At 71.0% G+C, this 17,074-nt stretch carries 17 protein-coding genes; 9 read left to right on the forward strand and 8 right to left on the reverse strand.

Annotated elements, in window-relative coordinates; all coding sequences use genetic code 11:
• Positions 1-42: 42 nt before the first annotated feature.
• Genes WME73_RS26060 through WME73_RS26070 form a run of 3 tightly spaced genes read left to right on the forward strand, consistent with a single transcriptional unit; the run spans position 43 to position 2,149 of the window.
• Complete coding sequence (locus WME73_RS26060; RefSeq protein WP_437739090.1) at positions 43-372, forward strand: ATP-binding cassette domain-containing protein; 330 nt, start codon at positions 43-45, stop codon at positions 370-372.
• Positions 369-1,082 (forward strand): ATP-binding cassette domain-containing protein, encoded by a 714-nt coding sequence (locus WME73_RS26065; protein WP_437739091.1) that lies wholly within the window; start codon positions 369-371, stop codon positions 1,080-1,082. The genes WME73_RS26060 and WME73_RS26065 overlap by 4 nt, the downstream gene beginning before the upstream one ends.
• On the forward strand, positions 1,079-2,149 hold the full coding sequence (locus WME73_RS26070; RefSeq protein ID WP_437739092.1) for an ABC transporter permease: 1,071 nt from the start codon (positions 1,079-1,081) through the stop codon (positions 2,147-2,149). The genes WME73_RS26065 and WME73_RS26070 overlap by 4 nt, the downstream gene beginning before the upstream one ends.
• Before the next feature lie 11 nt (positions 2,150-2,160).
• Here the strand turns inward: WME73_RS26070 and WME73_RS26075 are convergent, their stop codons facing one another.
• Both WME73_RS26075 and WME73_RS26080 read right to left on the reverse strand, forming a co-directional pair.
• A complete protein-coding gene (locus WME73_RS26075) occupies positions 2,161-4,584 on the reverse strand; it encodes a substrate-binding domain-containing protein (RefSeq protein ID WP_437911282.1) in 2,424 nt (807 codons plus the stop codon).
• Positions 4,585-4,706: 122 nt separating this feature from the next.
• Positions 4,707-4,877, reverse strand: a complete 171-nt coding sequence (locus WME73_RS26080) for a hypothetical protein (RefSeq protein ID WP_437911283.1) — start codon at positions 4,875-4,877, stop codon at positions 4,707-4,709.
• Between the two features lie 342 nt (positions 4,878-5,219).
• Here WME73_RS26080 and WME73_RS26085 point away from each other — a divergent pair, with 342 nt between their 5' ends.
• The 5 genes from WME73_RS26085 (at position 5,220) to WME73_RS26105 (ending at position 9,783) form a co-directional block, all read left to right on the forward strand.
• Complete coding sequence (locus WME73_RS26085) at positions 5,220-6,017, forward strand: polyphosphate polymerase domain-containing protein (protein WP_437739094.1); 798 nt, start codon at positions 5,220-5,222, stop codon at positions 6,015-6,017.
• The gene (locus WME73_RS26090) at positions 6,014-6,706 is read left to right on the forward strand and encodes a DUF4956 domain-containing protein (RefSeq protein WP_437540792.1); all 693 of its coding nucleotides are present in this window, start codon (positions 6,014-6,016) and stop codon (positions 6,704-6,706) included. The genes WME73_RS26085 and WME73_RS26090 overlap by 4 nt, the downstream gene beginning before the upstream one ends.
• 97 nt (positions 6,707-6,803) lie before the next feature.
• A complete protein-coding gene (locus tag WME73_RS26095) occupies positions 6,804-7,190 on the forward strand; it encodes a VOC family protein (RefSeq protein WP_437739095.1) in 387 nt (128 codons plus the stop codon).
• 624 nt (positions 7,191-7,814) lie between these two features.
• The gene (locus WME73_RS26100; protein WP_437911284.1) at positions 7,815-8,834 is read left to right on the forward strand and encodes an SUMF1/EgtB/PvdO family nonheme iron enzyme; all 1,020 of its coding nucleotides are present in this window, start codon (positions 7,815-7,817) and stop codon (positions 8,832-8,834) included.
• 316 nt (positions 8,835-9,150) lie between these two features.
• Positions 9,151-9,783 (forward strand): DUF6151 family protein, encoded by a 633-nt coding sequence (locus WME73_RS26105; protein WP_437739097.1) that lies wholly within the window; start codon positions 9,151-9,153, stop codon positions 9,781-9,783.
• 45 nt (positions 9,784-9,828) lie between these two features.
• Here the strand turns inward: WME73_RS26105 and WME73_RS26110 are convergent, their stop codons facing one another.
• On the reverse strand, positions 9,829-10,863 hold the full coding sequence (locus WME73_RS26110; RefSeq protein WP_437911285.1) for an endonuclease/exonuclease/phosphatase family protein: 1,035 nt from the start codon (positions 10,861-10,863) through the stop codon (positions 9,829-9,831).
• A gap of 219 nt (positions 10,864-11,082) precedes the next feature.
• A complete protein-coding gene (locus WME73_RS26115; RefSeq protein WP_437911286.1) occupies positions 11,083-11,796 on the reverse strand; it encodes an MmcQ/YjbR family DNA-binding protein in 714 nt (237 codons plus the stop codon).
• A 126-nt stretch (positions 11,797-11,922) separates the two neighbouring features.
• Here WME73_RS26115 and manA point away from each other — a divergent pair, with 126 nt between their 5' ends.
• Positions 11,923-13,122, forward strand: coding sequence for a mannose-6-phosphate isomerase, class I (gene manA / locus WME73_RS26120; protein WP_437911287.1), 1,200 nt, complete (start codon positions 11,923-11,925; stop codon positions 13,120-13,122).
• Between the two features lie 46 nt (positions 13,123-13,168).
• Here manA and WME73_RS26125 read toward each other — a convergent pair whose 3' ends face one another.
• From WME73_RS26125 to WME73_RS26140, 4 genes are read right to left on the reverse strand one after another with little or no spacing between them, the layout of a single operon-like run.
• Positions 13,169-13,525, reverse strand: coding sequence for a hypothetical protein (locus tag WME73_RS26125; protein ID WP_437911288.1), 357 nt, complete (start codon positions 13,523-13,525; stop codon positions 13,169-13,171).
• Positions 13,522-14,295: a nitrate reductase cytochrome c-type subunit gene (locus WME73_RS26130; RefSeq protein WP_437911289.1), complete on the reverse strand. Its 774-nt coding sequence runs from the start codon at positions 14,293-14,295 to the stop codon at positions 13,522-13,524. The genes WME73_RS26125 and WME73_RS26130 overlap by 4 nt, the downstream gene beginning before the upstream one ends.
• Positions 14,292-16,715: a molybdopterin-dependent oxidoreductase gene (locus WME73_RS26135; RefSeq protein WP_437739103.1), complete on the reverse strand. Its 2,424-nt coding sequence runs from the start codon at positions 16,713-16,715 to the stop codon at positions 14,292-14,294. The genes WME73_RS26130 and WME73_RS26135 overlap by 4 nt, the downstream gene beginning before the upstream one ends.
• Positions 16,712-16,954: a hypothetical protein gene (locus WME73_RS26140; RefSeq protein ID WP_012237335.1), complete on the reverse strand. Its 243-nt coding sequence runs from the start codon at positions 16,952-16,954 to the stop codon at positions 16,712-16,714. The genes WME73_RS26135 and WME73_RS26140 overlap by 4 nt, the downstream gene beginning before the upstream one ends.
• Positions 16,955-17,074 lie beyond the last annotated feature (120 nt).

Raw genomic sequence — 17,074 nt, forward strand, 5'->3', positions numbered from 1 at the left:
TCGGGGGCGCCCCCCCTCGATCGAGCCCCGCGGTCCCGACCGATGACGTCGACTCCCGATCTCCCACCCCTGCTCGCGATGCGCGGGATCGTCAAGCGGTTCCCGGGCGTCACCGCGCTCTCAGGGGTGTCGCTCTCGCTCTGCGCCGGCGAGGTGCTCGCGCTCGTGGGAGAGAACGGCGCCGGCAAGAGCACGCTCATGAAGATCCTCGGCGGCGCTTGCCCGCCCGGCGAGGGGCAGATCTTCCTCGACGGGTCGCCCGTGTCGCTGAGCGGGGTGCGCGCGGCCAAGCGCCTCGGTCGCGCTGATCCATCAGGAGCTGATGCGAGCTCGCGCGGGCCGAGGCGACGCACGACAGGATCGTCTCCATGATGGTCGGGCGGGAGCTCAGCGGCCGCTACTTCCCGGAGAGGAGCCCGCGCCAGCGGCAGGAGCCCGCGCTCGAGGTCCGCGACCTCGTCGTCCCCGGCGCGCCCGCGGGCGTGAGCTTCACGGCGCTGCGCGGGGAGATCCTCGGCTTCGCGGGGCTGGTCGGCTCGGGGCGCACCGAGCTGATGCAGGCGATCTTCGGCGCGACCCAAGCGCTCGGCGGCACGATGACGCTCGCAGGAGAGCCTTACACGCCGCGGACGACGCGCGACGCCTTCTGGCTCGACCGCGCCGCCGAGCGCCGCGCCGCGCGCGCCGAGGTCGACCGGCTCCGCATCAAGACGCCGACGCTCGATCGGCGGTCGGTGAACCTCTCCGGCGGCAACCAGCAGAAGGTCGTCCTCGGGAGATGGCTGTCGATGGGCCCTCGCGTCCTCCTCCTGGACGAGCCGGCGCGCGGCATCGACGTCGGCGCCAAGGCCGAGATCTACAGGCACATGGCCGCGCTCGCCGCGGAAGGGATCACGCTCTTGATGGTCAGCTCGGACATGGAGGAGGTGCTCGGCATGAGCGATCGCGTGGTCGTCATGCACGAGCGCCGGATCACGGGCGTGCTCCCGCGCGAAGGGCTGACGCAGCAGCGCGTCGCCGCGCTGATGACGGGGAGCGCGTGGGGCGCGGAAGGGGACGTGGAAAGCGCGGTGACCGCATGAGACGTGAGCTGGGCATGAGCCTCGTGCTCTTCGTGATGTGCGCGGGGCTCTGGATCTCCAACCCCGACTTCCTCGGGCAATCGAACGTCGTCAACACCACGCGGCAGATCGCGATGCTCGGCATCTTCGCGATGGGCATGGGGTTCGTCATCATCACCGGCGGCATCGACCTGTCGATCGGCTCGGTGATCGGCCTCACCGGCGTCCTGCTCGCCAAGATCTCGTCCTCGGGGATGGGGTGCCTGGGCTACCCGCTCTGGGTCGGCATCCCGGCGGCGCTCGCCGCCGCGGTGCTGGTGGGGCTCGCGCAGGGGCTGCTCATCACGCGGCTCAAGCTGCAGCCGTTCGTCGTCACGCTCGGCGGCATGCTCCTCGTGCGCGGCGTCTCGCAGACGGTGGCGGAGGGCGGCACGCTGAGCTTCGGCGACTCGCCGTTCCTCGGCCTCGCCAACGGCGGGCTGCTGCGCGTCTCCGGCGACGCGCTCATCCCCTACCCGCTCGTCATCTTCCTCGTGGTCCTCGCCGCCGGCGCGTACGTGCTGCACTTCACCGTGCTCGGGCGCTACATGTACGCGATCGGGGGCAACCGCGATGCCGCCGAGTACTCGGGCATCGACGTGCGCCGGGTGGAGGTCTCGACGTACGTCATCTCGTCGGCCACGGGCGGGATCGCGGGCGTCTGCTACGCGTCCTACATCGGCCAGATGTCGCAGCAGGTCGGGATTGGCTACGAGCTCTACGCGATCGCAGCCGCCGTGCTCGGAGGCTGCTCGCTGCGCGGCGGCGAGGGCAGCGCGCTCGGGGTCCTCATCGGCTCTGCCCTCATGCGGGTCATCGACAACGGCATCAACATGTTCCAGATCCGCCACAGCGACGACGGCGTGCCGCGCGTCTGGCGCCTCGACCCGAACTGGACGTTCATCATCATCGGCGCCGTCATCCTCGTGGCCGTCGTCTTCGACCAGGTGGTGCACGTCGCCCAGGCGCAGCGGCGCGCCGGGCGCGCCGGCGAGGCGAAGACCGCCGAGCCGCGCCCCATCGAGGCGCCGCCCGCCGGGGCGGAGTAGCCGCCGCGCGGTCAGCCGCGCTTCGCCTCGCGGCGGCGCACCCTCGAGAGCGCATGGCGGAAGCCGCTCGCCAGGTTGGCGTGCGTCACCATCGAGCCGACGTCCAGGCCTTGCCGGACCATCATCTGCGCGGCCTCCGGCCGGATGCCGACGAGCACCGCCTCGGCGCCGAGCAGCGCGGCCGCCTGCGCCGCCTCGACGAGCCGGGACGCCGCCGTCGCGTCGACGAACGCCATGCCGGTGACGTCGATCAGCACGACGTGCGCGCGCTTCGCGTCGATCTCGCGGAGCATCGACGCGATGAAGTCGCCGGAGCGCTGGGCATCCATGACGCCCACGACGGGCATCACGAGGATGCCGGCCGCGATGGGCACCACGGGGCTCGAGAGCTCGCGGATCGTCTGGAGCATCGCCGCTTGCTGCAGGTTGGCGCGCTCGAGCTCCTCGCTCCGCGCGGAGATGCGGCGGAGCAGGCGGGCGTTCTCGACGCCGATCGCCACCGTGCCGGCGACGCGGACCAGGAACGCCACGTCGCCCGCGCCGCACGCCTCCCTGCGAGCGCTGCTCAGGACGAGGGCGCCGAGGACGTTGCCGCGGCCTTGCAGCGGCACCGCGATGGCCGTGCGCGCGCCGTCGTGCGCGGCAGGCAGGGCGGCCTCCGCGCCACCCTCGGCGGGGTCGATCACGACCGGGCGGCCCGACGCGATCGCGCGGCGCACGAGCGAGCGCGCCGGGATCGAGACCTGGTCCTCGACGACGGAGCTCGAGGGGGGCGAGAGCCCGATCATCATGACCTCGATGGCAGGGGCGACGGGCGCGATCCGACCGCCGTTCCCGGCCGCGGCCCGGCGGGCGGCCTCGAGAGAGAGGTAATCGCTCAGCGTCGTGGACCACGGCGTCTGCTCGAGGGTGACGCAATCGACGCGGGTGTGGAGGACACGGGAAGGCGGCAGCTCGGCGAGGGTCGGCCCGACGCCGCGCGTGATCATCCGGTGGATCGTCTCGATGGCGCGGAAGCCCATGTCGTCCTCGCGCTGGACGATCGTCGCGTGGATCGCCCCCTGCCGGAGCAGGGCGACCGTGCGGGCGACGAGATCGAAGCCGACGACCTTGAGATCTCCGGCCCTGCCGAGGGCTCGCGCCGCGCGGCCCCAGGACGGCCCGTTGTCCGCCGCGGCGCCGAAGGCGCCCGCGACGTCGGATCGCCCCTCCAGCGCCACCGTGGCGAGCCTCGTCCCGGCCTCCTGATCCCAGTCGCACGGGATCGTCGGCAGCACCGTGAGGTTCGACCCGAGCGCCGCCGCCCAGAAGCCATCGACGCGCTCGCGGATGTTCAGCGCGAGCCCCACGGCGCCGAGGGACGCGACGACGCCGCCGCCCGGGAGCAGCCGCTTCATCACCTCGGCCGCCAGCCTGCCCGACGCCACGTTGTCCGTCCCGATGTAGAGCAACGCCCGACTGCCGGGGATCGGAGGCGTGTCGATCACGACGACCGGGATGTCCCTCTCGGCCGCCCGCCTGAACGCCTCCTCCGCGCTCTCGGGGTTGCTGGGCGCGACGATGATGCCGGACATGCGCCGGTCGATCGCCTCATCGAGCAGGGCGCGCTGAGAGCCGTCGCCGTCGCCGCCATGGCCGGTCCGCCAGTCGATGGAGACGCCGAGGGGCCGCGCGGCGCTGTCCGCGCCGGCGCGGATGTTCTGGAAGTAGGTCGTCGGCTCCGACGCCGGGGCCCGATAGACGCGGGCGCAGAGGTCGCCCTGCGCGAGCCCGGGGCCGTCCCCGACGCGGTCCTCCTCGAGCAGCCAGATCTCCACCGTGTTCCAGCTCGGATCGAGCTGCACGCTCTTGATGCCGTGAGCGATGGTCTCGATGAGGTCGTGCAGCGCGAGCGTCGTGCCCACCGCGTGGAGCAGCCGCTCGAACAGGCGGATCTCCTGCGCCGCGCTCGCCTTGTCGTCATAGAGCCTGTGCCGCTCCAGCGCATCTCCGGCCGTGCCCGCGAGGACCTCGATCGTGGCGCGGCGCTCCTCGCCCGGAGACTCCATGGTGGCCTGCTCGATGGCGAGATAGCCGGCCGGCTCGCCGCACAGCTGGATGGGCGCGACCAGCACCCCGGCGCCTTCGGGGACGCCGCAGCCCGCCCCGAGCGCGAAAGGCAGGTACGTCCGGTACCACGCCCGCGCATCGACGATGCGGCTCGCGTGCGCGCCGTCAGAAGGCGCCGCCGTGCCGGGCGCGCCCCCCTCGACCTCCACGCCGACCGGAACGCGCGAGGAGACCCCAGGTGGCGCGTCGAACCCGACCAGCGCTCGGGCCACGAAGCGGTCGCCCTCGCGGAGCAGCAGGCTCCCGCGCGGCGCGTGCGGGAGGACGGCCATGGCCCGCCGCACGATCTGCTGGAGGACGGCGAGGAGGTCGGGTACCTGACGCATCCGGGTCGTTCGACGATCTCGCCTGGATCCAGGCGGCCTTCAACAACTTCGCGCGAGATCGATCGGGTCAATCGGGGGTCGGAAGAGACTGCGCGGCCGAGACGCGGCGCGGTTCGCGCCGGTTAGGGCGACACCGCCGAGCCGAACCGATCGAGCGCGCCAGCCGAGCCGAAAGCGACATCGACGCGCTGGCTGCCGGGCACATGCGCCGACACCGCGCGTCGATGAGCGCAAGCGTGGTGCGTCGCGACGGCGTCGCCGCCGGCGAGGAACCGCTCACGACATCGACTCATGACGACGCGATCATGAGCTGGGCGCTCGTGGCACAAACAGGCAGCGACCTCCGCCCGCTTCGCGGGGAGCGCGCCGGCCCGCGTCACCCCGGCAGCCGAAGGCCCGCCCCGCTGGCGCCGGCCCCGAGCCCCTGTCAGCCCACCGCAAGGAGCAGCGCCCGCGCAGGCCCCGAGCCGCGCCGGGCGCTCCCCCAGCAGCGCTGCCGCAGGCGCGCAGGTTGCAGGGAAAGCACAAAGATCTCGCGGAGCGGCCATGGATTCCGCTTGCGGACGCCGGCGAAATTTGTGTCATTATTGCGTGGTTACCGTAACAACTTTGCGACGCGTAGCAGCGCGGCGCGCTTGCCCTTGACGACCGAGGAGGCGAGAGTCCTGGACGTCATCGAACGATACGAGTTCAAATACCTGGTACCGGAGCGTCTGGTCCCGGCGATCCGGGCTACCGCCTGCGCGATCGGCCGGCTGGACCGGTACGCCGGCCCGGGCGGCGTGTACCGCATCCGGTCGCTCTACCTCGACACCCGCGGGTTCGACCTCTACTGGGCCAACGCCCGCGAGCAGCGCGACCGCTTCAAGCTGCGGGTGCGCACCTATCCCGGGAAGACCAGCCCGGCCTTCCTGGAGGTGAAGCGGCGCGTCCAGGATGTGATCATCAAGTCGCGCGCGGCGGTGCCAGCGAGCGAGTGGCGCGAACTGCTCGCGCCCGGCCGCCCCGCCTCGCTCGATCGCCTCCCGCCGGGCGCGCGGAAGGCCGCGGAGAAGTTCATCGGTGCGTTCCACCGCCACGACCTCAGGCCGATGCTCCTTGTCGACTATGAGCGCGAGGCGTACGAGAGCACCCTCGACACCTACGCGCGCCTGACGTTTGACCGGAAGATCGTCTGCCAGCGCAGGGAACTGCTGGATCTCGACGCCTCCGAGGGCGGGTGGCGCCCGGTCGACCACCCCGTCCAGACGCAGACGCCGGAGCCCGTTTGCGTCCTCGAGCTCAAGTTCGAGCGCAGGCCGCCTGCGTGGATGGTGGCGCTCGTGCGGCGCCTCGAACTCGTCCGGCACTCGTTCTCCAAGTACTGCTACAGCGTCACCGCGCAGCTGATGCTCCCGGAAGCGCGGGCGACCCGGGTCGCAGGGTGGCAATGATGGACTGGCTGGCGGCGCTCTCGCACGGCGAGGCCGTCGAGTGGCGCGACGCGCTCCTCGCCCTGCTCGTCGCCTTCGGGCTCACGCAGGGCATCGCCGGCGTCTACATGCTCACGTTCCGCGGCCTCTCGTACTCGCGGACGGTCGTCCAGAGCATGGCGCTGGGCAGCATCATCACATGCACGCTCATGCTCGCCGTCGGCAACAACATCGCGGCCGGCATCGGGATCGCGGGGGGCGTCTCCGCGATCCGGTTCCGCACCACGATGCGCGACCCGCGCGACGTCGTGTTCGTCTTCGCGTCGCTCACCATCGGCATGGCGAGCGGCGCGCGGGCCTACGGCGCGGCGATCGCGGGGGCGGCGATGTTCGGCGTCGCGACGCTCTTGCTCCACGTCACCGGCTACGGGTCGCGCCGGCAGCCGGACGGGCTGCTCCGGTTCGTGGCGCCGGCCGGCCAGGCCGGCGCGGAGATCGCCGGTCCGATCGCGGGCATCCTCCGCGAGCACTGCGGTACCTTCTCGCTCGTGACCCTGCGCGAGGCGGCGCAGGGCACCGTCATGGAGCACGCCTACCAGATCCGCGTTCGCCACCCCGACATGCGGGCCGGCCTCGTGACGAGCCTGCAGGCGTTGCCCGGCGTGGCGGACGTGAGCCTGATGCTCCAGGAGCCGACGCTGGACCTCTGACCACGGCGACGCACCACATCGACTGGTGCGTGGGCAGCAATCTCACCTGGGCGCGTCGCGTCGCCGCTGCACCGTGGTAGCCGTGCTAACAGATCGCATGCACAAGAGTCGCCTGGCTGGGTTCATCATCGACTGCCGAACCGACGATCTCGATGGCGCCGCCCGCTTCTGGAGCGCGGCGCTCGGGATGCGATCGCGCGGCCAAGACGGCGAGGCCTACGTCCGCCTGGACGCGTCTGCGCGCGATCTTTCGGTCGAAGTGCAGACCGTGAAGCACGGGAGCCGCGTTCACCTCGACATCGAGACCGACGACGTCGAAGCCGAGGTGCGCCGCCTCGAGCGGCTCGGCGCCAAGCGGGTCACGCAGGCCTCGACGTGGTGGGTGCTCGAGGCGCCGACCGGCCAGCGCTTCTGCGTGGTGAAGACCCATCATCCGGACGCGCACGGCTTCTCCACGTGGGACGACGAGGGGAACCCCGCGTAGAAGCGGCGGCCCCGGCCTCGACGCCCGCAATGGGCAACTCATTACCTCGTGCAATTCACCATGACGTAGCGTAACCCCATCCATTCTTGCGCTCACGCCCGCTCCTCTGCAAAACTCGATAAAGCGGCCCTGGCGAACTGGTTCCGAGCCCGATCCATCCACGCATCCCCGTCGAGCGCCTTGGCGCCGCGGTGCCCGTTCGCATCGCTCGGCCGTCGGCGCCGGCGCCAGCGCCCGCGGCGCACGCCGAGCCACCTCGCCTCGCCCTGGGGCCCGCGGTCGGCGTGGCCGCCAGATTCCAGCGGACGCCCGCGGATCGCCCACGGCGGCCGGCGACCAACCCGCCGCGCAAGAGGACGCAGGGCGCGCAGTTCGCGCGCTGGCCGACGGGCCGGGGTGGCCGCGCTGGCCGGCCATCCTGGACCACCGGGCGGCCACGCCACGGGACAAAGCCGCGGCCAACAGCCCCGTAGCCCGGTTTTTCGGGGTGCTGAGGCAGGCCGAGATTTTGCAGTGCCTCCGGATGGCTCCCGACGCTCGCGAGAAATCGAGGCGAGCCCGGGTCAGCATCAATTTTGGCCCGCGCCTGTAGGCTGATGTAGCCAAACGTGGGAAGAGGTTAACGTGCGTATCCTGGGTTTCACGGTACTGACACTGCTTGGCGTTGCGACCTCGAGCTGCACCGGTCCCTCGGACAGCGGCGGGAGCGGGGGCGGAGGTGGAGGCGACGCCCGGCACGTCGAGATTCCCGAGCAGTCGGCGGAGATGTCCGACCCGCTGCCGGTCGAGACGCCGGCGACGGAGGCGGAGAACTCGGACCCGCTGCCGGTCGAGCCTCCGGCCACAGAGAACGACGAGCCGCTGGACCAGCCGGCGATGATCGAGGTGCCGATCGCGCTGCCCGGCTCGACCCAGGGCTGCCCCGACGGGATGGTGCGGGTGGAGGGCGAGTATTGCAGCGCCGTGGTGCAGGAATGCCTCGAGTACCATCCCGAATGGACAAAGCGCCACGGCGAGCCGGGGGTTGCCGCCCGATGCTTGCGATTCCGCGAGCCGTCGCGGTGCGTCGCTGAGAAGACAGAGCACCTCTCGTTTTGCATGGACCGGTACGAGTACCCGAATGTCCCGGGCGCGCTGCCGCGCACGCTGACCTCGTGGGAGCAAGCCGCCGGGCTCTGCGCGGCGGAGGGCAAGCGGCTCTGCACCGAGGCCGAGTTCAATTTCGCCTGCGAAGGCCCTGAATCGCAGCCTTACGTCTACGGCTACGAGCGGAATGCCGAGACGTGCAATCAGGACCGAGACTACCGCTTTCCAGACCACTCGCAGCGGCTGCTCCACTACGAAGCGTGCCAGCAGAACGCGCGGTGCGCCGCCGAGCTCGCGCGCCTGGACGGCCGCGAGCCGGCCGGCGGGCGCGCGGAGTGCGCCTCGTGGGCGGGCGTCTTCGACCTGAACGGCAACGTCAACGAGTGGGTGGTGCGCACCGACCAGAAGGCCCCCTACCGCAGCGGGCTCAAGGGCGGATGGTGGGGTCCGATCCGGAGCCAGTGCCGCCCGATGACGACCTTTCACAAGGAAGACGACTACGGCTACGAGGTCGGCTTCCGCTGCTGCGCGGACGCCGAGACACACCCCGCGGGGTGAGCGCGGCTCGCGGGCCACACATCCGCCCGGGCTTCTGACCTCGCGCCCGCGGGGCGCGGGAGCAACGGTATCTCCCTGAGCGCACGGCTCGGCCATCGAATCCTCGTTGCAGCTTCAGGACGGCGGACGGCACGCACGCCGTTCCGTCGCGGGCCAGTGAATTCGACGTGCCCCTGTCTCCACCCGGAGGGCCAACACGGGCCTCCAGCAGCCGAACGGCACCATGCGGCCGGCCATGACCTGGCTGATGGACTTCCTCGACCGCTGACGACCAGAAGCGCGCGCGGCGCGCGTCGAGCCGTGCTATGCGAGCCGGATGTCCAGAGACGTCGAGCTCCAGTGTCGCTGCGGAAAGGTCCATGGATGGCTGCGCGGTGCATCGCCGGACGCGGTGAACCGCGCCGTCTGCTACTGCGACGACTGTCAGGCGTTCCTGCACCATCTCGGCCGCGCCGACCTGCTCGATGAGCAGGGCGGCACGGACATCGTGCAGGTGGCTCCTTCGGCGGTCTCCTTCGACCGCGGCAGCGAGCTCGTCGCCGCGGCGCGCCTGACGCCCAAGGGCCTCTATCGCTGGTACGCGAGCTGCTGCAAGACGCCGCTCGGCAACACGTTGACGCCGCGACTGCCGTTCATCGGCATCGTCACCGAGCTGTTCCAGCAAGCGCCGGGCGCGCGCCCGTGCGACGAGGTCTTCGGCGCGCCGCGCGGCGCGATCCTGGGCAAGTTCGCCATCGGCGAGCCGCCGCCCGGGTCGCTGAGGCCGAGCGTGCGCTTCCTCGCGCACGTGGCCCGGAAGCTGCTCGGCTGGAAGCTCCGCGGCAAGGCGTGGCCGCATCCGTTCTTCGATCGCGCGAGCGGCGATCCGAAGTATCCCATCACGGTGCTGTCCGCGGCCGAGCGCGAGGCGCTGCGCCCGCTGTGCGGCCCGCGCCCCGCGCGCGCATGACGGGCCGACTCGAGCCTCCCCGCTCGTCCTCGCGGCGACGCCGCGCTAGCGCTCCGCGCGCCCTTCGCGCGGGGTACCGCTCCAGCGCAGGTCGGCGACGATGGGGAGGTGATCCGAGCCGAGATCCGGGCCGATCCATGCGCGCTCTGTCGTCCAGCCAGGCCCGGCGAGCACGTGGTCGATGCGGACGCCAAACCAGCGCGTCCGCTTCGTCGCGCCGAAGCCCAGGCCGGCGCGCGAGAACGCGTTCTCGAAGCCTGCCCAGAAGCGCCGGTAGATGGCGCTGTCGACCGGCATGTTGAAGTCGCCGGCGATGACGACCGGATAGGGCGCCTCGTCGACCCACTGCCGCGCGAGCTCGGACTCCCAGACACGCAATGCGATGACGCGATCGTGCTCCGCTGCCTGCTTCCACAGGCCGTGGATCAGCGCCTCGATCGCCTCGCGGGGCGTCTCCAGATGCAGGTTGAGGAAGCTGAAGACACGGGTCCCGCGCGGCTCCTCCGAGCTCGGCCGCAGCGCGTCCGGCAGCGCGATCGCGTAGCGGAGGATCGCGCCGTGGCCGCCTTGATTCCAGACGTCGCGGCGATCCCTGGACTCGACCTTGAGGAGAGGGTGCCGGCTCACAAGGCACATCCCGGTATCGACGTGGACGGACCATCCTGGAAATGCCGCGTTCAGCTCCGGCTCCGACGCCGAGCACTCCTGCAGCGCGAGCACGTCGGGCCGGGTCTCGGCCACGAAGCCCTTGAGTCGATCGATGTTCATGGCGCGGCTCCCCGTGTTGAAGGAGGCGACGCGCAGATCGGGACTGTCGGCGTCTCCGGAAAGGGCCCGGAGCGAGAACGAGAAACCGAGGATCGGCCCGGCCACGATCGCCGATGCCAGCGCCGCCGGGAGGAGAGCGCGGCGCTGCACGAGGAGCGCGGCGGGCACGATCACGAGGAGAGGGACGGCGACTATCTGACGCGGGCCGAAGAGAAAGAGCGTCCCTGGCCACCATCGGTCGCCCACGATGGGCAGGGCGAGCCAGATCGACGCGACCGCGAGGAGGTAGAGCACGGCGACGGCGAGCACCACGAACCGGAGCCGGCGCCAGCGTGGTGGGGACGAAGGAGGCCTGGCGGGTTGCGGTTGCGGCTCGGACGACGCATCCCTGGATGGCTCGCGGTGGCGCATCGATGTTCCTCCGTCGGCGTGTAGAGTCCGTCTCGACGCGCGGGGGCGGCGACGAACGCACTCAGCCTCACCGGCCGGGCGCGCTGGCCGCGTCCGCTGGCGCCGCCTCGTTCACAAGCGTTATGGACTTCGCCGGCTCTCCTTCTCCGCCGCCTTCTTGGCGGGAGACCCCTTCTTCGCCGCAGCCTTCTTCGCCGGAGTTCCCTTCTCCGCCACAGCCTTCTTGGCGGGAGACCCCTTCTTCGCCACAGCCTTCTTTGCCGGAGTTCCCTTCGCCGCTGCCACCTTCTTGGCGGGAGCCCCCTTCTTCGCCACAGCCCTCTTGGCGGGAGTCCCCTTCTCCGCCGCAGCCTTCCCCGCGGCAGCGGCCGTCGCGTGCGCCTCTCGCTGGCTCGCCGCAGCACGCGCTGCTGGAGCGCTCGTCTTGATTGGCTTCCCTGGCCTCCCGGGCGTCGGCGCCGCGCCATCCAGCGACTGCAAAGCTCGCTTCGGCGCCACCGCGCGATAGCTCTCCTCGATCCACTCGAGCAGCATCGCCTCGGGCACGCGATCCTTCGGCCCGAAGCGCGCCGTCACCCAACCGCTCTTGCCGAGGTTGTACCCCGTGGCTTCCGCGAACGGCAGCATGAGCGCGGCCTCGCCCGACTGCGGGAGCTTCGCCGTGACAACGAGCTTCCCTTCGTGGGTGTTGAGGAAGACGAAGATCTTCCCGCGCACCTTGGCGACACGGTCGCCCCAGGGGAACTCCTCCACGGCCTCGGGATAGGCCAGCGCGGCGTCGCGCAGCCTCCCGAGGATGGGCGTGAACTTCGCGTCGTCCTGGCGCATCGTCATCCGGCGAGCGTAGAGCGCTCGCACGACCTCGTAAAGCCGGAACGGCGCCTCCTCACCGCCCGCTCAAGAGCTGATTTCTCCGGTGCCATGAGGTAGGGTGGCGCCTTGCAGGAGCGCGCTATCCCAATGTTTTCGCTCGAGAACCGTGTTCAGGAGTACGCCTGGGGCTCCCGGGACGCCATCGCGACGCTGCTCGGACAGCGCCCCTCCGACAAACCGCAGGCCGAGCTCTGGATGGGAGCCCACCCGGCGGCCTCCTCGTGCATCGAGCTCGACGGGGGCCGAGAGCGCCTGATCGACGCGATCTCCGAGCACGCAGACGCCTTCCTCGGCGGACCGACGCGCGAACGCTTCGGCGCTCGGCTCCCCTTTCTGCTCAAGGTGCTCGCGGCCGACCAGCCGCTGTCGCTGCAGGCACACCCGGACGAAGCGCAGGCGCGGCGCGGGTTCGACGCGGAGAACGCCGCCGGCGTCCCGGTCGACGCCCCCGAGCGCACCTACCGCGACCCGCACCACAAACCCGAGCTCATCTGCGCGCTCACCCCGTTCGACGCCCTCTGCGGTTTCCGGCCGGCCACCGCGCTGCCGGAGGTCTTCGAGCTCCTCGCCGGAGGCCCAGGGGACGCGCTCGTCCCGCGCAGCGCCGATGTGATCGACGCGGCCGCGGTCGCGCGGCTCGTCCAGGGCCTGCTCGCGCTCGAACCGGCCGCCCGGCGCGAGCTCGTGTCCTCGGTGGTCGAGGCGTGCCGGGAGCGCGCCCAGGCGGGCGGATGGCTCGCGCGGGCCGCTGGCTGGGCGCTCCGCCTGCACGAGCTCTACCCGGGCGACGTCGGCGTCGTGATCGCGCTCCTGCTCAACGACGTGCACCTCGAGCCTGGCGAGGCGCTGTACCTGCCGCCGCGCCGTCTGCACGCCTATGTGCAAGGGGTCGGGATCGAGATCATGGCGAGCTCCGACAACGTGCTGCGCGGCGGGCTCACGCCGAAGCGCGTCAACGTCGACGAGCTCGTTCGCGTCCTCGATTTCGCGCCGTGGCGTGTCGAGCCCATCGTCCCGCGCCAGGTGGGGGTGGAATCCTTTTATGACACCCCAGCGCCGGAGTTCCGGCTCTCCCGCATCGACCTCGAGGCCGCGGCCCCCTGGAGGACCGATGACCGCCGAGGCCCCGAGATCATCCTCTGCACCCGGGGACAGGCCTCGCTGGTCGACGCGCGCGGCGCTGCCCGCGAGCTCCGCCAGGGTGGCTCGATCTTCGTCCCGTTCTCGTCGGGGAGCTACGCCATCGAGGGACACGGCCAGCTCTTCCGGGCTACCGTCGGCCTCTGACTCGCTCTCTGGTCATCGAATGACGGCGCCACCCGTGCGCGGCGCGCTATCCCAGGGCGTCCTCGATCCGGACGCGCACGAGGCGCACGCCGGAGGGCACCCGGAGCAGCGTGTCCCACCACTCCGAGCCCGCGAAGCGATAACGGATCTGCACCCCGAGCGCGGTCCCGTCGCCGAGCGCGCGGCGGGCGAGGGCGAGCTCGCCGCCCGCGCTGCCGGCCCGCTGGAGATCCCCCGCGCGGGAGGTCGCACCGGCCTTGAGCGACACCGAGACGAGCTCCGCGGCCTCGGCGAGGTCGAAGAAGAGCTGATCGAGGGTCGCGTCGTCGAGCACGGCCTCCTGCAAGGGCGGCAGCGGGATCTCGGGACCGACATCCGTCTCATCCGTGGAGGGGAGCTTCATGGCCTGTCCGCTCCCATGCTCGGCGGCGGCCACGCCGAAAGGGGCCTGGGCGCGCGCTGATCCAGCTCGGCCGAAGGCGCGTGGCACTGGGTGCAGCTCTGCCGGTAAGGGTGGGTCGAGCGCATGCCGAGGGCGCCATGGACGCCATGGCAGCTCGCGCACTCCGAGCGCATCAGCGTTGGGTGCGGGATCGTGGGCGGCGCGCCCTCGTAGGCGCGGGCGCCTCGCCGCGGCGACGGCATGCCAGCAAAGGTGTTGTCGGGCGGAGGCGGCGTCTCCGCGAGCGGCCTCGGGTCGGCGCCGACGACATGGCACTGCGTGCAGCTCTCGTAGCGACGGTGGCTCATCCTCGGCGCGGTGAGGTTCGCGACGCGCAGCCCGCGCTCGTGGCACGAAAGGCAATCCGGGGCGCCGAGCTGCTCGATGCGATGCGGGATCGTGGGCGGCGCGCCGTCGTAGGCGCGGCGGGAAGCGCGCCGCTCGAGCGCCGCCTCTCGATCGGCCTCCGACTGCTCGACAGGCGCGTAGAGATCGGCGTCCGCCGCCTCGAGCCGGGCGAATGCGCCCTCGTATATGCCGGCGTTCGGGCCGTACGCGCGCTCGCGCATGTCGGCGTAGCTGCGCGCCTCGACGCTCGCCGAGGGCGGAGGGGAATCGCCGCGCAGCTCGGCGACCCCCTGCTCCGTGCCGCGAACTCCCGAGAAGTAGCCCGCCGCCGCGACGGCGACGATCGCGGCGAGGCCGACGTGCAGGCCGCGGGCGTCCTTCATCGCGCCTCTCCCCGCTTGCCCTGCGGTTTGCGGCGGATCCTGACCGCGCACTTCTTGTAGTCCGGCTGCTTCGAGAGCGGATCGTACGCCTCGAGCGTCGCGCGGTTCACCATCACGGTCTCATCGAAGAACGGCACGAACACCGTGCCAGGCGGCGGCGCGCCCCGGCCCTCGATCCAGACAGGCAGCTCGAGCGCGCCACGCCGGCTCTCCAGGATCACGACCTCGCCGTCGCCGACGCCTAGCGTCCGCGCGTCCTCGCGGTTCATCTCCAGGTACGACTGCGGCATCGCCCGCTGTAGCTGGGGTATCCTCATGGTGAGCGACCCCGTGTGCCAGTGCTCGAGGACGCGGCCCGTGCACAGCCAGAAGGGATACTCCGCGTCGGGCGACTCGGGCGGCGGCTCGTAGGGGTGAAACCAGATGAGCGCCCGGTCGTCCTTGGTCACCGAGTGGTAAAACTGGATCTCCTCCTTCGTGGCATAAGGGTCATCGAACCTCGCGAAGCGGAACCGCGTCTCGCGCCACGAGCCGTCGGGCTGCTCGACGACGGGCCAGCGCAGGCCCCGCGCCTTGACGTACTCGCGGTACGGCGCCAGGTCCTTGTGCTTGAACCGGCTGAACTCGCGGTACTCCTCGAAGAGCTGCTCGTCGACGTTGACGTCGTGGTAATGCCTGTAGTCCCAGACCGGCACCTCCTTGCCGTCCTTCCGGATGTCGAACAGGAAACGGCCGTCCTTGTCCTTCATCCCGGCGAAGCCCATGTCGTGGAGCTTGCGCGCCACGGCGATGATCTGCCATGCATCGTCCCGCGCCTCGCCGGGCGGCTCGACCATCTTGAACCACTGCTGCGTACGGCGCTCGGAGTTGCCGAACATCCCGTTCTTCTCGACCCACATGGCCGAGGGCAGGACGAGGTCCGCGGCGCGCACCGTGGCCGTCGGGTAGACGTCGGACACGATCAGGAACTTGCCCGGGATCTTGCGGCTCGCGTCGAAGAGCTCGTTCGTGTTCGGCAACGACTGGCCTGGATTGGTCACCATGACCCAGATGGTGTCGATGTCGCCCCCCTGCTCCTTCGGGGTCGAGAAGCGCTTCCAGAGCTCGACCGTGTGGTAGCCGGGCTTCGGGTTGATCCGCCCCTCGGGCAGGTTCCAGAGGTGCTCGGCCTCCTTCCGGTGCTCTGCGTTCGTGACGACGAGGCCGCCGGGGAGCCCGTGGGCGAGCGTGCCGACCTCGCGCACCGTGCCGCAGGCCGACGGCTGACCCGTCAGGCTGGTCGGGGCGTCGCCGGGCTTGCCGAAATGGCCGCTGAGCAGGTGCACGCCGTGCACCAGATCGTTGATCGCGGTGCCGCGGGTGTGCTGGTTCATCCCCATGCACCAGAGGCTCGTGATCCGCAGATCGCGGCGCCCGAAGAGATCCGCCAGCATCCGGATGTCCTTCGCGGCGACGCCCGAGATCGCCTCCACGCGCTCCGGCGTGTATTCGGCGAGCGCCATCTTGTACTCCTCGAAGCTCATCGGCTGCCCCTCGAGGGTGGGGTGCTCCGTCCGCTTGCGGAAGTTGCAGAACCTGTCGACGAACGCCCGGTCGAACGTCCCGCGCTCGACGAGCAGGTGCGCGATGCCGTTCGCGATCGCAAGATCGGTGTTCGGCTTGAAATACAGCGTGTGCTGGCAGAAGGCCGAGGTGCGGGTGCGCCGCGTCGTGAGATCGATGAGGAGCACCTGCTCGCCCCTCGATCGCCGGTCGACGACGCGCGAGAAGAGCACGGGGTGCATCTCGGCCGGGTTGTTCCCCCACATGAGGAGCACATCGCACTTGTCGAGATCCTCGTAGCAGCCGGCCGGCTCGTCCACGCCGTAGGTGGAGAGGAAGCCTGTCACCGCAGAGGCCATGCAGAGGCGCGCGTTCGGGTCGATCTGGTTGTTCCCGAGCCCCGCCTTCACGAGCTTGTTGGCCGCGTACCCCTCGGGGATAGTCCACTGGCCGCTGCCGTAGAGCGCGAACCCCGCCGGGTTCTGCATCGCGCGCCGCGCGACGATCGCGATGGCCTCATCCCAGCCGATGGGCTCGAGCTTGCCGTTCCTGCGGAGCAGCGGCTTCGTGAGCCGGTCTCTGCCGTAGAGGGCGAGGCCGACGTGATACCCCTTCACGCAGAGCAGGCCCTTGTTGACGTCCGCGCTCTGGTCGCCCGCGACCGCGACCACGCGGCCCCCTCTCACGCCCACCTGCACGTGGCAGCCGGTGCCGCAGAACCTGCACGGCGCCTTGTTCCAGACCACATCGGAGGCGGTCCCCGCCCCGGGGGCCGCCTGGGCTGCGGCGACGCCGTCCTTGCCCAGCGCGAGCCGACTGGCGGCCACGGTCGCCGCGCCCATCGCGGAGCACCTCAGAAAATCGCGGCGATCCATCATGGCTCCAGATCCGAGAAGTCGACCGAGACCACGTCGACGAAGTCCACCCCGTCGGTGCAGAGCATCCGCTCCACGAGCTCTTCGCCCGCGAGCAGGGTCGCTGTCTCGGCGATCGCGGGCAGCCTCGAACCACAGGGCGGACCGAGCGAGAGCGCCGCCTCTGCGGCGAGCGAGCGACACGCCCGCGCTCGCGCGCTGGGCTCATCGGAGAGCGTGATGACAAGAGCACTGAGGGGCATCGGAACGCCTGTTTGGGGTTGATCGGGTGGATGTGTTCGAGCGGGTCGAGCGCCACATCGCAAGGTCCACGCCACGCGAGATCGTCGCCGGGAGGCCCGTCCATCGCGGCGTGCGCCCTG

Source organism: Sorangium sp. So ce302 (genome assembly GCF_051530145.1).
GTDB classification, from domain to species: domain Bacteria; phylum Myxococcota_A; class Polyangia; order Polyangiales; family Polyangiaceae; genus Sorangium; species Sorangium cellulosum_B.

Bases quoted from the DNA above. Each gene is read 5' to 3' on its own strand.
- WME73_RS26135 (WP_437739103.1), bottom strand. From the start codon at position 16,715: ATGATGGATCGCCGCGATTTTCTGAGGTGCTCCGCGATGGGCGCGGCG.
- WME73_RS26065 (WP_437739091.1), top strand. From the start codon at position 369: ATGATGGTCGGGCGGGAGCTCAGCGGCCGCTACTTCCCGGAGAGGAGC.
- WME73_RS26140 (WP_012237335.1), bottom strand. From the start codon at position 16,954: ATGCCCCTCAGTGCTCTTGTCATCACGCTCTCCGATGAGCCCAGCGCG.
- WME73_RS26095 (WP_437739095.1), top strand. From the start codon at position 6,804: ATGCACAAGAGTCGCCTGGCTGGGTTCATCATCGACTGCCGAACCGAC.
- manA (WP_437911287.1), top strand. From the start codon at position 11,923: ATGTTTTCGCTCGAGAACCGTGTTCAGGAGTACGCCTGGGGCTCCCGG.
- WME73_RS26115 (WP_437911286.1), bottom strand. From the start codon at position 11,796: ATGACGATGCGCCAGGACGACGCGAAGTTCACGCCCATCCTCGGGAGG.
- WME73_RS26080 (WP_437911283.1), bottom strand. From the start codon at position 4,877: ATGAGTCGATGTCGTGAGCGGTTCCTCGCCGGCGGCGACGCCGTCGCG.
- WME73_RS26060 (WP_437739090.1), top strand. From the start codon at position 43: ATGACGTCGACTCCCGATCTCCCACCCCTGCTCGCGATGCGCGGGATC.
- WME73_RS26130 (WP_437911289.1), bottom strand. From the start codon at position 14,295: ATGAAGGACGCCCGCGGCCTGCACGTCGGCCTCGCCGCGATCGTCGCC.
- WME73_RS26070 (WP_437739092.1), top strand. From the start codon at position 1,079: ATGAGACGTGAGCTGGGCATGAGCCTCGTGCTCTTCGTGATGTGCGCG.
- WME73_RS26090 (WP_437540792.1), top strand. From the start codon at position 6,014: ATGATGGACTGGCTGGCGGCGCTCTCGCACGGCGAGGCCGTCGAGTGG.
- WME73_RS26125 (WP_437911288.1), bottom strand. From the start codon at position 13,525: ATGAAGCTCCCCTCCACGGATGAGACGGATGTCGGTCCCGAGATCCCG.
- WME73_RS26075 (WP_437911282.1), bottom strand. From the start codon at position 4,584: ATGCGTCAGGTACCCGACCTCCTCGCCGTCCTCCAGCAGATCGTGCGG.
- WME73_RS26105 (WP_437739097.1), top strand. From the start codon at position 9,151: ATGTCCAGAGACGTCGAGCTCCAGTGTCGCTGCGGAAAGGTCCATGGA.